This window comes from Afipia clevelandensis ATCC 49720 (assembly GCF_000336555.1).
Lineage (GTDB): Bacteria > Pseudomonadota > Alphaproteobacteria > Rhizobiales > Xanthobacteraceae > Afipia > Afipia clevelandensis.
Window position 1 is genome coordinate 2,291,277 of record NZ_KB375281.1, and the last position, 14,343, is coordinate 2,305,619.

Genomic DNA, 14,343 nt, shown 5'->3' on the forward strand with positions numbered 1-14,343 from the left:
TCGATCGGCGGCTGGACTCCAAAGGCAAACACCCAATTCCCACCCTGGGCCACCGTGCCCGTGCGATAGAGCCGAGATTTCGACCCAATACTGCGGCACCTAATTTAGTCCTGCGCTGGTTTCTGGTTTTGAATGAACTGAACTGTTCCGCTGTGTTTGTAGAACAAACGGGCCTTGTTTGAGCCGTTGTAGAAAATCTTGATGTGGTGAATCGCCTTCGGGAATTTGTCCGGCTCAAGCTGAGTTTTGCCGAGAAAGCCTTTGGCACGCGAAATCGCTGCCTGATCGTAGGTATTGCCCTTGGGCACCGGAGAGGATTTGTGGATTGCGAGCGAACCGATTCCGTTGGGTTGGACCATTTCGATGTAGTCGATCAAGAAGTCCGGAATCGCTTGCGGACCGATTTTATCCTTGAGCTCACACAGTGTTTTGGTGCTGGCTTGATCCAGCAATAGCAAGGCCTCCAGCGACGGGTTGTAGTCAAACATTTGAAACGACATCTCGCCCTTATCAAGAACGACCGTGGCGTTGTTAATGCTTGCTTTGGATGCGACTGAAACGCGGCTATCGCCGACCCAAACGGGAGAGCCAAGCTTGTTCTTGATCGTAGCCAGTGCAAGCCGGTGGAATACGAAGCACCTATGCCAATTCGCGTACAACTGCTTGGGAATGGTCAACTCGAAGTGCGGCAAGTACTCCCCACGGGCTCCGAACATTCTCGCGCGCTGAATGTACGTGTCTTGCTGTAGTCTGTTCGCGACATCCCGAGTGAAAAACATTGCAAGCAGGTTCGGGAAGGTCACACCGCGCGAGACGATGTTTCCGCCGATTATGATCGTGAAGGGAGAAGTGGGCTCTGTGGCGGAATCGCCTGCGGCCACTCTGTCACGCTCGCTATTTAAGACGACGGTTGACGCGCGAGAAATATTCTCAAGGGCCCACTTGGTGATCGCGTCAGCGTCAGCCTTCGGATAGAGCGCGTCCGCATTTGTATGAACCTGCGTCACCAGGTGGGCAAACGCCTTGTCGTTGGTGTCGCTGAGGGCGTAAATCAGGTTCTCGATGGTTTTTAGGTCGCTCTCGTGGTCTTGCTTCTTGCCACTGGTGTGTACCAGAAGCGAATAATTCTGCTCCTCGCTGTTGAAGTAGAGGTTTAGATACGCCGAAGTTACCAAGAAGCGGATCAGTGCTTGTTCTGCGTCCTTGGGATCGCCTGACTGGTCCAGCAGCTTCAGGCGGTAAGGAATCTTCTTCTGATCCAAGGGAAAGAATACATCCTGTCCGGTGTATTTCGCATGGGCGGGAAAGTTGACCCATTTTTCAGCATCATTGTGGAACGTATTGTTGAGATCTAAACGGGCCGGCGTTGCGGTTACTCCCGCATAATAGCCGCTCGGACCGATCAACTCCCCTACAAGCTTGTTGATTTTCGTCTTGGTACCTTTGTTTATCTTTGCGTTCGGACTGGCGTAGTCGGCTTCGTCATCGATCACGACCACCGATTTTACACCTGCGAGACGCTCAATAAGCTTCTCGAGGTCGCGAGCGTTCTTTTTACAGAAGATAACCGCCTCTTGGGTCTTTAGGTTCTTGTTTGTGTTCAGCAGCTCCGAAGAATTCTTGGCGGCTGGCGCTAGGCCCGAGCCTTTAAAGCGTCGGAGATTCTGCGTGAGGAGGTCCACGCTATCGTTCATGAGGTGGACAATCGTCTTGTGTCCGTCGTCCAAAAGCTTTGCCGTGAGACAGATCATCATCTCAGTTTTGCCGCTTTGCGGCTCCCCATAGATGATGAGCGAAGATTTCTTTGCTGTCTTCAGATTCTCAATTGCGCCCTTAACGGCCTCCTCAATGCAGTCGGTGGGAATTCCCTTGCTCTGAAGGCGATACAGCTGCTTTTCGTAACGCCCCGAAAGCTTCGTAGTCTTCTTGAATTTTTCAACGTTCACCGCCATTTTCAATTTTTCTAACTAATTCTTGGTGAACGTGAGCACAGTCTCTGTGCGCATGCGCTTACTGAGCGGGCCCGATGTGAGAGGCAGGTAGCGGCTTCGCTCAGGAAGGTCGCGCTCTACCTTGCTTGTGACTATTAGTCCCGCTCGCTCTCCTGCACGGGCTACCCCCTCGGAATTTCGAATAAAGGTACCCTTCAAACACGAGTTTCCGACCACCAAAACTGCCTTACCGTTGGGCTTCAATACTCGCGCGATCTCAGCCATCATGGTGCTTACGTCTTGAGCATAGCGATCGATCATCGCGCGATGTCGATTTTCCATCCCCTTCGTATTGGCCATCGCCCGCGCGACATCTTGAACCGATGTGTCGGCGGCGCTAGGGCCGCGCTCTGCGCCGATGCTTTCCGATCTGATCGTCCGTAGATCTCTCAATCGATAACCGAGCCAAACAAGCGCAAGGCGATGCCCTCGCATGTAGTCGATAGCATTCAGATAAGGTGGGGAGGTCACCACAGCATCTACGCTATTGGCGCGTAAGGTGAGTGATCGAGCGTCTCCCAACTGAAGCTTTACATTGCCCTTTGGAGGGGACGACAAAAGCAGCCGCGATAGATTGTTGATGGCTTGCTCAAAACCAGCAAAGACATCGTAATCAGATTTGGTCGCAACCTTGTGGGGACGGCTGTGCGAAGTATCTCTCGCGAGCGAGGCGCCTTTTTCTTTGGTTACGATAATACGGCTCAATGCCAGCTTGACGACATTAAGCGCAGTAACTTGGTTTTCCGGGTGGCGCGCTTCAAATGTATATAGCGCGTAGGCCAGCCGTTTGAGGCACCGCCTTTGTTTGAGTCCGAACCAATATTTTACGAAGGCGGCAGTCTCCTCATCTTCCATCCACGGAAGAGAGGCATTTCCGGCCCTTGCGCTCCTGGCTATTTTGAGCACGGCCGCCGCAACGCTGCTTATCTCGTTTGACTCGACCGGTGTGGTCCAGACACTAGCCATTAGGACGGCTAAAGGATCCATGTCGAAGCCCAGGGCACGCAATCCCAATTCCGAGGCATGCCTGATCACCGTGCCAGAGCCGGCCATCGGATCGAGCACAATGCTATTGGGCTTGAGACTGGTAAGCTCGCCTATAGCAAGCTCAGGGGCCATTCGAGCGGGGAACGGGTGAACGGGGCGAATCATTTAGACTTCTCCGACGCGGTTGTTTTTGTTTCGTGCAATGCTTCCAACTGGCTGGAGACCGCTGCGGCAACCCTTTCAGAGCTGGCATTGATGATGATCTTATCACCCTCGATACCGATAAGGTCGGGCACGAGAATGGATAGGCCTTTCACGAGAGCAATGACATCGTCTTCTTTTACGGCCACGGCGTTCAGGTGCTGCCGGCAGGCCATGACTACGGTTGAGGCGGAGAGGCTGTCAGGAACAACATTCTTCAGATGGTCAAGGGCCTTCAAGAATATGTCGATCGTCAATATTCGCTGAGTCTTGAGGGCCTTGCCAAGGTCAAAGACCCATTCCGCTAGCTTTTTGGGGTCGTGGAAGCTGAATATCTGTCGAAGTTTTGGTAGGGGAAGTGCACCATACTCGACGGTGTATTCCAACAGCCGACCGAGATCGTGGGCGGTCATGGGAGTGATTCCCAGGTCTGTACAGCGATTTACAAGGGCTCCGTCGCTGTATCCTGGAGCCACAACGAGCGCGTAGTCAGCACCGTATTTCTTCCGGTGCTCATTTACGGCGTCGAGGCTGATATTGCCGGTTTTGGCGACCTCGTGCTTCGACGATTTCGCGTCGAACGTGAAACTGTAAAGAGGTGGGTTCGGCTTGTCGGCGGTCGGTGTCTTGAGCGTCGGCGAGGCGAATGCACTGGCAACACCCTCTGGCTCTCCAGATTTTGCCAGATCCCTTACCGAGAACCCAAGATATGTAAGAGCATCGGACACCACCTGTTCGAGGCGTTTGCTGTTCTCACTGTCGTTTTGCATTTCGCGCAAGAGGCGGGCGATGTATGTGCCGGACCGTCGTTGTTGCATGGCGCGGAAGCGCAGGAGCCTGTCGCGATACTGCCTAATGTTGTCTAGGGCCGAAGTTTCAACGCCAACATCCAGTGCGTAGACATCGGTCAACAGATTGACCATCGCAAACGTCCGCACGAGCTCCTTCTCGGCCTTGCTTCGACTATGCTCGACTACGAACGGGTGATTGTTGTTAACGACAATTGAGTTATCGGAGATTCGAAACTTCACGAAACTGTCGTCGTCAGCCTTCTCGTATTTGACCTCTCCTAATGCGCTCTTGATATTATCGGCTGTGTTCTTCTGCCATGACTCCTTTTTCTCGGCTCGATTCTGAATTCCAGAGTCATCGAACATGTCTTTTGGCAATGCGCGAGTTGAACTAAGAACCTCAGACACAATGTTACGCAGTGGGTTGAGAGATACGACGCCGAGCGATTTGACGAGGACGTCCCCGCCGTCGGGCATTCGTGCATCGTCATCGCTGTCGTACTGACTTCTGGACTTGTTGAAGATCTTGCGTAGAAATCCACGGAATATCTGCAATTCGCGCGTTTCTCTGAACCTTTCGCGGTCGGTGGTGAGCAGGCCATTGAGGCCATCAGCACGGACGGTCATGCGGAAGCGCGCCCACGCCGCATGACTAAGGTTTTCCTCGCCGAAGCTAGGGTCGTTTTGGTTTACCACGCGGCCAAGTACGTTTACGTGAAAGCCATTGGAGGCACCGCGTTCTTCACTCTTACCAACGGCGATAGAATCGCGGAAAAGCTTTACCTGGCCAGTTATCTTCCCAACTTGGGGGATAACCACGTGCGGCACGGGTTTGTCGAACGCTTCGATTTTGATTGTTTCTTCTTTGGTCGTTTGGCCACCGGCTCCGTCCGGTTGAGCCATCTCAAGCTCGAATTCTGTCAAACCCAGCTGGGGACCAATGATCCATTCTTTAGAGACAGGCGCGTCAAACTTCGAGGAAGTTAGCACCTCGCCGTTGATGCTGATGGCCATCTCACTCCCGAATGGAAGGGCCGCCTCAAGCATCCTTCGCAGCACGCCAAGTTTCAACTGCCGCCCGACAGGCTTTAGTTCCGAGAGGACAACTAGGGTCCACGCCTTGGAAGATGGCTTTTGAAGCGCACTTTTTTCCGCGCCGAATTCGTCAATTGGAAGCGCGTCTTGGGGCTTTGGAACGCCGCTCTCAATCAATTTGAGCAGTTCGGGACCACCGTAGACGGTCTTCAACGCCTCCCCTAGGTCTTCAGGGCTAACGTCAAATAGATCCAGCTGCAGGGTGCTCAGAAGCTTCCCAGATTTCTTGCCGGTTTGGTCGATGGAATTATAGTCCATCGTGACGCGCCGGATCTTTCCGTCTGCAGCTTTGCAAATATAGGTAAGCTTGCCGGCGAGTACGTAGGTTGCAAGCTTGCCGATCCCAAACTTTCCTATGACGTGCCGGCCGTGCTGTTGCGGCTTGTCCGTCTTGGGCGAGAAGGCAATGTGCCAGAGTTCACGAAGGCCAGCCTCATCCATCGACGCCCCGTTGTCGAGGACGCAAAGCGTGGCTGCGGGATCGTGCAGATTGTCGGGTATCCGGATGTCTACGCAGTCAGCGCCTGCATCCCAGCCATTTGAGATCAGCTCCTCAAAGGCTTTTTGAGGTGACGAGTATAGCTGTTCGCTAAAATGCTTGAGGAACTGGGCGCTGAGCTCGACCGGAATCTTAGTCGGCGCCTCCTTTCCGATCGTGTCCGGCAATATTGGCAGCGCCTGGCTCTTGGCCGGCGCCGCTGGCACCTGATTCATTTGCCCCGCCCGTTAGTCATTTCTATATCAGGATAGCACCACAACTAATGTGGGTGGACAACCCTACACACAATCGCGGCAAAAAGGATGGTGCGACCGCTGGACTCGAACCCGGCCGCAGTCGAATTTTGTGCTACGCGCGTGCTAGGCTACTTGCAAAAGTCAAAGGGTTAGACCCTCGCAGGATGAAAGAAGACATCCCGACGCATTGATAAACTCAACGTACTGTGCCGCAAATTTCCGACCATTCTGGCCAGCACTCAGTGCGATCGAACCCGTCTCCGGCCTAGGTCTTCTAAAACGGGAATATTTTATTAGACGACCGGAGAATACTGACCCCATTTCAGTCGGCTTGGCGGAAACTCGGTCTATGCTGAGGATACCATCGCGTGAAAAGCCTGCTATTGGCGGCCTTTCTCGCAACTAACAGAGAAATTCTCCAAATCACACACTGGCTGGCTGGGGTGGAAGGATTCGAACCTAGACCCTCCCATTTCGCATTAAAAACCGCTGGCAATCAGGCACAAAAGGAGCATTGCTATACGCGTCAGCCGCCCAAAAGGCGGCCCCTGAGGTCACCCCGCCGAGCGTGGGGTCGAGGTCGTGCGGCAGACGTTGCCGCGACAATCTCAGGAGATTTCCGTGACAAAAGCCAAGAAAGCCTCTCCGAAACGCGCAAAGAGCTCACCCCGACAGACAACTTCGCATTCCGCACCGCAACGAAGAACCAAGCCAATTGGCTCCGCCTCGTCCCCAGCTGAAAGAGTAGTTAGCCGCGAAACTAAACGCGAAAAAGTGCTGGTGATGCTTCGGTCCAATCGGGGCGCGACGATAGAAGCAATTGTGAAGGCGACAGGCTGGCAACAGCACTCAGTGCGCGGCTTCCTAAGCGGTGTTGTGCGCAAGCGGCTGAAACTAGACCTTGCCTCGGAGAAGCCAGGCAAGGATCGCATCTATCGCATCAAAGCTGCACGATCATCAGCAGCCAAAGCTACCGCGACTGGCTCCATGGCCTAGCCATGGTCCGCACGCGCGGCTTGAGGCAGCCTTTGAAGAACTCGATCGAAGAAGAGATCGCGCAGTTGCGCGGTCTTGATCTGCGCGGGTTGCAGGCCCGCTGGAAGATCACCTTCCGAAAGCCTGCCCTCCCCCATCTGCCGAAACACTTGCTGTTTGGCATCCTTGCATATCGGCTGCAGGCTGATGCATTCGGCGATCTCGACGCGGCGACAAAAGCCGCACTTGAACAGAGCGGCGGAGCCAAGTCTCGGGGCGTAGTCGCATCTCAGCTTGATGATCATGATCAGCGACAGGCCAAGCCGGAAGCTGGCACTGTTCTAATGCGGGAGTGGAAGGGCCGCGAGCACCGCGTCATGGCGATGGCAGATGGCTTTGCCTGGAATGGGAAAACCTACAGGAGCCTTTCCGCAGTTGCATTAGCGATGACAGGCACGCGTTGGAACGGTCCGAGGTTTTTCGGTCTGCGAGACGGCACCATAGACAAAAAATCAAGGACTGACCGATGAATGATCGCAAGAGCATTCGATGTGCGATCTATACTCGCGTTTCGACCGATTTAGGCCTTGATCAGAATTTCAACTCTCTCGATGCCCAATACGAGGGTGCATCTTCTTACATCAAAAGCCAAGCACACGCGGGATGGATCCAGCTTCGCAAACGGTACGACGATGGTGGTTTCTCCGGAGGATCGACTGATCGTCCCGCACTCCAGCAACTCCTAACTGACATTCAGGAAGGGAGGATCGACGTCATTATCGTTTATAAAGTCGACCGCCTGACGAGATCACTCGCCGACTTCGCCAAGCTTGTTGAGCTTTTCGACAAGCACGGCGTCTCGTTTGTTTCGGTTACGCAGCAATTCAACACCACGACCTCCATGGGACGCCTGACGCTCAACGTGCTGTTGTCCTTCGCCCAATTTGAACGAGAAGTTACGTCAGAGCGTATTCGAGACAAGATAGCGGCCTCAAAACGCAAGGGACTTTGGGTTGGGGGCGTCGTTCCACTAGGGTACAAAGCCAAGGATCGCAAGATCACCATTGCCGAGAGCGAGGCCAAGACTGTTCGTCATATCTACCATCGCTATCTCGAACTCGGCAGCATCAACGCTCTCCTTGAGGATCTAAGAAAAGGCAAGATCACGACGAAGCGCCGATCTCTATCGACCGGCAAGGTCATCGGAGGTATTCCTTTCGGCAGAGGGCCGCTTTCTCACCTCCTCCGCAACCGTTTCTATATCGGTGAGGTCAAATATAAGAACGAGATATTGCGCGGCGAGCAGAAGCCGATCCTTGATCGTAAGTTGTTTGATGCCGTCCAGACCAAACTCGACCAGCAACGTCAAGCGACCGCCACAGCCCGAAGCAACTCAGGGGCTTTCCTCATGGGCCTCATCTTCGATGACGGTGGCAACCGAATGACACCTACATCGAAAATCAAGAAAGGTGTTCGCTATCGCTATTACATATCGACCGCACTCATTCAGGGCGAATCCCGCAAGGCCGGCAGTGCGGCGCGAGTGCCGGCCCCACTAGTCGAGAAGCTGGTGATCGACGCCGTCCAGAAACGACTAAAGCAGAATGAAAACGACGCCGCGTTGGTCGTTCGTGACCACATTGCGCGGGTCGAAGTGGGGCTGAAAACCTTGAAGATTCATCTCGCGACCAAGGCTAGCGAACGAAAAACTACGCAAAAATCACAACGTAGCAAGCCAAACATTCTCCTCGTACCTTGGTCTAAGCCGTCCTCCAAAGTCGCAAGAGAAATTATCCCGCCAGCAAGGTCATCACGGCGCATCGATAAACGACCAATCCGATCTGAAACACGAGCAAAGCTCGTCCAGGCGATCGCTCAAGGCCGATGTTGGGTCGATGAACTCGTCTCGGGCAGCGTAACATCTACTCAACAAATCGCCTCGCGCGAGCAATGCAGCCTGCGGCAAGTTAATCTGACGATTTCGCTAGCGTTTTTGTCCCCCACCTTGGTCAAGGCTGCTGTGGATGGGCATCTTCCGAGAGGAATTGGAATCTCGAACATTCGCGATTTGCCATACCTCTGGGCAGCCCAACACCGAAGCCTCGGCCTGCAGGCTTAATTGGCTGGCTGGGGAACAGGATTTTTCGGCCGCAGAGACAAACCGGCCAATTTGGCTGAATGCGGGTCTCTGAGACCAATTTAGCGACAGGCAGTTTCAGAAAGCCCGCCAATAGCGGGCTTTTCTCGTCGCTCTCGCGATGTCGAAGATATTGAAGGACTGTGTGGTGGGCCCGGCAGGACTCGAACCTGCAACCAGACCGTTATGAGCGGTCGGCTCTAACCATTGAGCTACAGGCCCCGCCGGTCCCCAATCAGGCGGACGGTGCATGCTCCCAATACAATGACTGCTGCTCTCGGGCAATCGCAGGTGCGCGCCTTCCGGATCATATCCTGACTTGCCAGGCGAGTTGGCAGCAATTTCGGCAGCTTCAGCCGAAAACCCACGCCTCGCTGCCTCGTTCAGGCCCTGTCACCCGCCAGTTCGTCAATCGCGCCATAGACCAGATCAAGGTCGTCGGCGGTGCTGCAATAAGGCGGCATGATGTACACCGTGCTGCCGAGGGGACGAACGAGCAGTCCGCGCGCGAGGAAGCCGCGATAAAGACGCGGTCCGATGTCGGCGAGATAACCGGCATCCTTCGCCACGATGTCCAGCGCTGCGATGGTCCCGATCTGGCGGACACTCGCAAAGCGCGGATCATCGCCAAAGCGAGCGAGCTGCTCCTTATGCAAGCCGGCGATCGAAGCGATGCGCTCCATCACCGGTTCGCGCTGCCAGACTTCCAGATTGGCCAAGGCCGCCGCACAGGCAACCGGGTTAGCCGTGTACGAACTGGAGTGAAAAAACGTCTTGCTGCGATCCTGCGAATAATGCGCGTCGAAGATATCGGCGCGGCACAGGGTCACCGCCAGCGGCACCGAGCCTCCTGTGAGGCCTTTTGAGTAACATCCGATATCCGGCGTCACTCCGGCTTGCTCGCAGGCGAACAGCGTGCCCGTGCGGCCCCACCCCGTCATCACCTCGTCGGCGATGAACAGGACGTCATGCGCCGCGCAGATGCTTTTCATTTCCGCCAAAACGCTCGGCGGGTAGATCAGCATACCGCCGGCGCCAAGGACAAGCGGCTCAACGATAAGCGCAGCGACATCACCGCGTTTACAGGCAACCCTCAAGGCATCGAGCGTCCTGTCTTCCAGACCGCCTGCGGGAAACGGAATCCGTTCGACATCGAACAGCAACGGCGCATAAGGCGCATTGAACACACCGCGCTCACCCACCGACATGCCGCCGATTGTGTCGCCATGATACGCGCCCTCCAGCGCGAGAATGCGGCTGCGCTGGATCCCCTTGTTCTGCCAGAAGCCCAGCGCCATCTTCAGCGCGACCTCAACCGAGGTCGACCCGCTGTCGGAGAAGAAGACGTATTCAAGCTCCGGCGGTGTGATCGAGATCAGATGCCGCGCCAGCTTCTCCGCAGGCTCGTGGGTAAAGCCTGCAAAAATGACCTGATCGAGCCGGTCAATCTGATCCTTGATCGCCTGCACGATATGTGGATGGCGATGACCGTGGGTGATCACCCACCATGATGAAATCGCATCAAAGATACGGCGCCCGTCCGCAGCCTCCAGCCATGCCCCCTCACCTCTTGCGATCAGCGTCGGATCGGGCTGAACGGCATGCTGTGTGAAGGGATGCCAGACGGGAGACTCTGTCATCAGCTCGCACACTTCAGAAAGTCTTCTCTGTTGAAGTTCTGTGCAAACGCGGCGCGCAAGGTCTCCTGCGTCAGCGATGCGAGATACGGCAACCTGCCCAGACGCGGCACCTGCCCCATTTTGCAGATGATCCGTTCGGACTCGGAATTCTCGTCTCCGATGAACGCCACACCGAGCAACGGAATCTTGCGCGCACGCAGTGCTTCGATCGAGAGCAGGCTGTGGTTGATGGTGCCGAGCGTGGTGCGTGCGCACAGAACGACCGGCACGCGCCATTGGGCCATGACATCGGCATAGGTCAGGGTTTCAGTCAGCGGCACCATCAGGCCGCCGGCTCCCTCGATCACCAGCGGACCATCGGTCTGCGGCAAGGCCAGCTTCTGCGGATCAATCACAACACCGTCGATTTGTGCGGCGAAATGCGGTGAGGCTGGTGTCTTCAGTCGATACACTTCAGGGACGAGGCGCTTCGCGGGAAGTCCGGAGAGCCGCATCACGGTTTCCCGGTCGGTCTCCTCATCGAGTCCCGCCTGGACCGGCTTCCAGTAGAAAGCATCAAGCGCACCCGCAAGCGCCGCCGAAAACACCGTCTTGCCGATGCCGGTGTCCGTCCCCGTGACAACAACACGCACGCTCATGCCGCCTTCCGCATATCTTCGGCAAGCGCCTCGAACAATTCCGCGACCGCCGCTTCATCGACATTCAATGTCAGGGCGATGCGCAGCCGGGCCGTTCCCTCCGGCACCGTCGGCGGACGGATCGCGCGAATGTCGAACCCGCGCTCCTGAAGAGATGCCGCGACCGCGACAGCCGCCCGATCGGCGCCGATCACGATCGGAATGATTTGAGAGCCGGACGGCGCGATACCGCAGCGTTGGCGCAGTTTCTCACCCGAGAAGCGAACCAGCCGCGCCAGCCTTTCGCGGCGCTCCGGATCGGTTCTGGACATCTCGATGGCGGCGCGCGTGATCGCGGCCGTCAGCGGCGACGGGGCGGTTGCAAAAATGAAGGGCCGCGCACGGTTGACCAGAAAATCGCGGATAACGCGCGGCGCCAGGATGAATCCGCCGACCGTTCCCAGCGCCTTGCCGCATGTATGCAAGGTGATGACGTTCTCGCGTCCTTCAAACCGAGCCGCCAGTCCCCGCCCCTGAGGGCCGAGCACGCCTGTCGCATGCGCTTCGTCGATCACAATCATCGCGTCGTGACGATTGGCGACGTCAAACAATCCGGCAATGTCCGGGCTGTCGCCATCCATGCTGTAGAGACTCTCTGCCGAAATCCAGGGCGTGCCCTTGCCGCCAGCGGATCGCCAGCGGACAATCGCCGCGTCGAATGCATCGACATTGTTATGGGCGACCGCGACATGCTCGGTACGGCCGCTGCGCAGGCCCTCGTGAACGCTGGCGTGAACCAGTTCATCGTGAACCACCAGATCGCCACGCTGCGGCAGCGTCGAGAAAATCGCGAAGTTCGCAACATAGCCGCCGCCAAAATACAGCGCCGTCTCCGCGCCGAAATAGGCAGCGGCCTCACGCTCGAGTGCTTCGTGCTCGTCGTGATTGCCGCGCAACAGCCGCGATCCGCCGGCCCCGACAGGAACGCCACGCGCAATCGCGTCCGATGCCGCCCGCTTCAATTCCTCGGACTCCGCAAGCCCCAGATAATCGTTCGATGTAAAGTCTGTTCCTGCGCGCGCCCGAAGGGAGCGCAAACGGCCGCGCCCTGCAAGATCGTTCAAATCGGCTTCGAACTTCTCGTGCATTGCGTGACTCCCAATTTGAAGGACCAGGATGCGGTTATCACAGGACGCGCCGTCGCGGGCTTGCGTCAACCCTCCGCTCGATCAGAGCTTCTGATTTTTTTCGTTGACGAGAACCACACGCGGCTGAAACTGCCTTGCTTCAGCCTCTTCAAAATTCGCATAGGCTACGATGATGACCTTGTCGCCCATCATGGCCAGCCGGGCAGCGGCACCGTTCAGGCCGATGATGCCCGAACCCGCAGGCGCCTCGATCACATACGTGGAAAACCGCGCGCCGGTGTCGATGTTGTAGATGTCGACCCGCTCGTTGATGAGAAAGCCGGCCGCGTCGATCAGTGTGCGGTCGATGGAGATTGATCCCTCGTAATGAAGGTCCGCCTCGGTGACGCGCGCGCGGTGAATCTTGCCCTTCATCAGCGTGACGTGCATCGGCCCTGCCCTGTTCCACGCGCGGACTTTCGCGCGAAAGTCCGTTAGGACGGCCCGTTTCCGAGGTCAAGATGCCGGGAGAGGATATCTGTCAGGCAAAAGCCACGCCACGGCGGCGCGCGCGCAACAACAGTGCGACAACAATGGTGATATTCAAGGCATTCCAGCCGACGCCGTTCAAAAATGCCGCTGCATAGGAGCCGGTCATATCGAAAATAACACCGGACACCCACCCGCCGAACGACATCCCGAGCACCGATGCGAAAATGACGATGCCCACGCGCGTGGCGGCTTCGCTGGCCGGCATCGATTCCCGGACGATGATGGCATAGCTCGGAACAATACCGCCCTGAAACAGCCCGAACATCGCAGAGATGACATAGAGCGACGTCAATCCGTCGAAGAACAGATAAAACATCAGCGCGACGCCCTGTGCGATCGAGCCGACCAGAAGGGTACGCAATCCGCCGATGCGGTCCGCGAGAAATCCGGAACCGATCCGGCTGATAATGCCAAATGCCAGCATCAGCGACAGCATTTCCGCGCCGCGCGCCACGCCGTAACCGAGGTCGCCGCAATAGGCGACGATATGGACCTGCGGCATCGACATCGCCACGCAGCAGGCAATGGCGGCGATGCCCAGCACGGCAGTCAGCGCATTGGTGCCGATCTGCAGATCGACACGCGGCGGCGGCGCGTCCGCATGCGAGCGGGTTGTTTCGCCGCCCATCTGCCAGCGCAGGATCGCGACCACAACAGCCATGACGATCGCGCAGCCGATTCCAATCGCGATGTGCGTGGCGCGCCATCCGGCATAGGCGGTGCCGCGCTCGACAACAGTCGGCCAGAACGTCCCGGCGATGTAGTTGCCGCTCGCGGCGATGGTCACCGCGAGACCGCGATGCTTGTCGAACCAGTGCGAGGCTTCCGTCATCAGCGGACCGAAGGTCGCCGCGGCACCAAGGCCGATCAGGAAGTGCATCAGATTGAATTGCCACAGCGCGGCCGAATAGCCCGCGCCAAGGTAGCCGAGCAGCATGGCGACGATGCCGATCGCAATCGCCGTCACGATGCCGAGACGATCGGACAGCTTGCCCATCATCACGCCGCCCGATCCGAAACCGAGCATGGCGAGTGTGAAGGCAAGAGACGCGGCACCGCGGGTCGCGCCGAAATCCGCCTGGACCGTCGGCATCACCACGACCACCGACCACATGCCGACGCTGCCGATCGACCCGATGATCAGGGCAACGGCCAGCCTGGACCACGCAGCGCGTGAGTCCGGCGTAAAGACCGCTGGATGAGACTGAGAATCGACTGAGCCCGGCACGGGTGAAACTTCGTCCGCCCGGCTTCGCGGGTCAAGTCATTCTCCGAATGGCCGTCATGCGAGAATATCATCCTCCTGAGCAGGGTGATTTCCGGCTTCGTTTTCCTCGTTAACCCTTTGCTAACCATACACCGGGCAAATTTTGCCGGGTGAAGTCGAGTGTCGTCGGTCGCAGAACGGGGAATGCCCGTGGATGCCAGTGCGGTGCCTCACTTTAGGAACGGTGGCCCTTCGGCCGCCGCTCAAACCTTTGGGGCTCGCGAGCGG

11 protein-coding genes and 1 tRNA gene are annotated in these 14,343 nt (G+C 56.9%); 3 read left to right on the forward strand and 9 right to left on the reverse strand.

What is annotated here, in order from left to right; genetic code table 11:
• Positions 1-104 precede the first annotated feature (104 nt).
• The 3 genes from HMPREF9696_RS10945 to HMPREF9696_RS10955 are packed head-to-tail and all read right to left on the reverse strand — an operon-like array spanning position 105 to position 5,779.
• A complete protein-coding gene (locus HMPREF9696_RS10945; protein WP_002713067.1) occupies positions 105-1,952 on the reverse strand; it encodes a Z1 domain-containing protein in 1,848 nt (615 codons plus the stop codon).
• Positions 1,953-1,967: 15 nt separating this feature from the next.
• Positions 1,968-3,143 carry a DNA methyltransferase gene (locus HMPREF9696_RS10950; RefSeq protein ID WP_002713068.1) on the reverse strand — a complete coding sequence of 392 codons (1,176 nt, stop codon included), beginning with the start codon at positions 3,141-3,143 and terminating at the stop codon, positions 1,968-1,970.
• Positions 3,140-5,779 carry an ATP-binding protein gene (locus HMPREF9696_RS10955; RefSeq protein WP_002713069.1) on the reverse strand — a complete coding sequence of 880 codons (2,640 nt, stop codon included), beginning with the start codon at positions 5,777-5,779 and terminating at the stop codon, positions 3,140-3,142. Before HMPREF9696_RS10955 ends, HMPREF9696_RS10950 begins: the two co-directional genes overlap by 4 nt.
• A 642-nt stretch (positions 5,780-6,421) precedes the next feature.
• On the opposite strand from HMPREF9696_RS10955, the gene HMPREF9696_RS21285 reads away from it, so the two are divergent.
• Genes HMPREF9696_RS21285 through HMPREF9696_RS10965 form a run of 3 tightly spaced genes read left to right on the forward strand, consistent with a single transcriptional unit; the run spans position 6,422 to position 8,894 of the window.
• On the forward strand, positions 6,422-6,796 hold the full coding sequence (locus tag HMPREF9696_RS21285) for a DUF3489 domain-containing protein (RefSeq protein ID WP_081602401.1): 375 nt from the start codon (positions 6,422-6,424) through the stop codon (positions 6,794-6,796).
• Positions 6,797-6,798: 2 nt separating this feature from the next.
• The gene (locus tag HMPREF9696_RS10960) at positions 6,799-7,305 is read left to right on the forward strand and encodes a DUF2924 domain-containing protein (RefSeq protein ID WP_040301372.1); all 507 of its coding nucleotides are present in this window, start codon (positions 6,799-6,801) and stop codon (positions 7,303-7,305) included.
• Positions 7,302-8,894, forward strand: coding sequence for a recombinase family protein (locus HMPREF9696_RS10965; RefSeq protein WP_002713070.1), 1,593 nt, complete (start codon positions 7,302-7,304; stop codon positions 8,892-8,894). Before HMPREF9696_RS10960 ends, HMPREF9696_RS10965 begins: the two co-directional genes overlap by 4 nt.
• 164 nt (positions 8,895-9,058) lie before the next feature.
• Here the strand turns inward: HMPREF9696_RS10965 and HMPREF9696_RS10970 are convergent.
• The 6 genes from HMPREF9696_RS10970 to HMPREF9696_RS10995 all read right to left on the reverse strand — a co-directional run bounded on the left by HMPREF9696_RS10970 (position 9,059) and on the right by HMPREF9696_RS10995 (position 14,076).
• Positions 9,059-9,134, reverse strand: a tRNA-Ile gene (locus HMPREF9696_RS10970).
• Positions 9,135-9,295: 161 nt separating this feature from the next.
• A complete protein-coding gene (locus HMPREF9696_RS10975; RefSeq protein WP_002713071.1) occupies positions 9,296-10,552 on the reverse strand; it encodes an adenosylmethionine--8-amino-7-oxononanoate transaminase in 1,257 nt (418 codons plus the stop codon).
• Complete coding sequence (gene bioD / locus HMPREF9696_RS10980; RefSeq protein WP_002713072.1) at positions 10,552-11,190, reverse strand: dethiobiotin synthase; 639 nt, start codon at positions 11,188-11,190, stop codon at positions 10,552-10,554. The genes HMPREF9696_RS10975 and bioD overlap by 1 nt, the downstream gene beginning before the upstream one ends.
• Positions 11,187-12,317 carry an 8-amino-7-oxononanoate synthase gene (locus HMPREF9696_RS10985; RefSeq protein ID WP_002713073.1) on the reverse strand — a complete coding sequence of 377 codons (1,131 nt, stop codon included), beginning with the start codon at positions 12,315-12,317 and terminating at the stop codon, positions 11,187-11,189. Before HMPREF9696_RS10985 ends, bioD begins: the two co-directional genes overlap by 4 nt.
• An 81-nt stretch (positions 12,318-12,398) precedes the next feature.
• Positions 12,399-12,746 carry an aspartate 1-decarboxylase gene (gene panD, locus HMPREF9696_RS10990; protein WP_002713074.1) on the reverse strand — a complete coding sequence of 116 codons (348 nt, stop codon included), beginning with the start codon at positions 12,744-12,746 and terminating at the stop codon, positions 12,399-12,401.
• 91 nt (positions 12,747-12,837) lie between these two features.
• Positions 12,838-14,076, reverse strand: coding sequence for an MFS transporter (locus HMPREF9696_RS10995; protein ID WP_002713075.1), 1,239 nt, complete (start codon positions 14,074-14,076; stop codon positions 12,838-12,840).
• Positions 14,077-14,343: the final 267 nt, after the last annotated feature.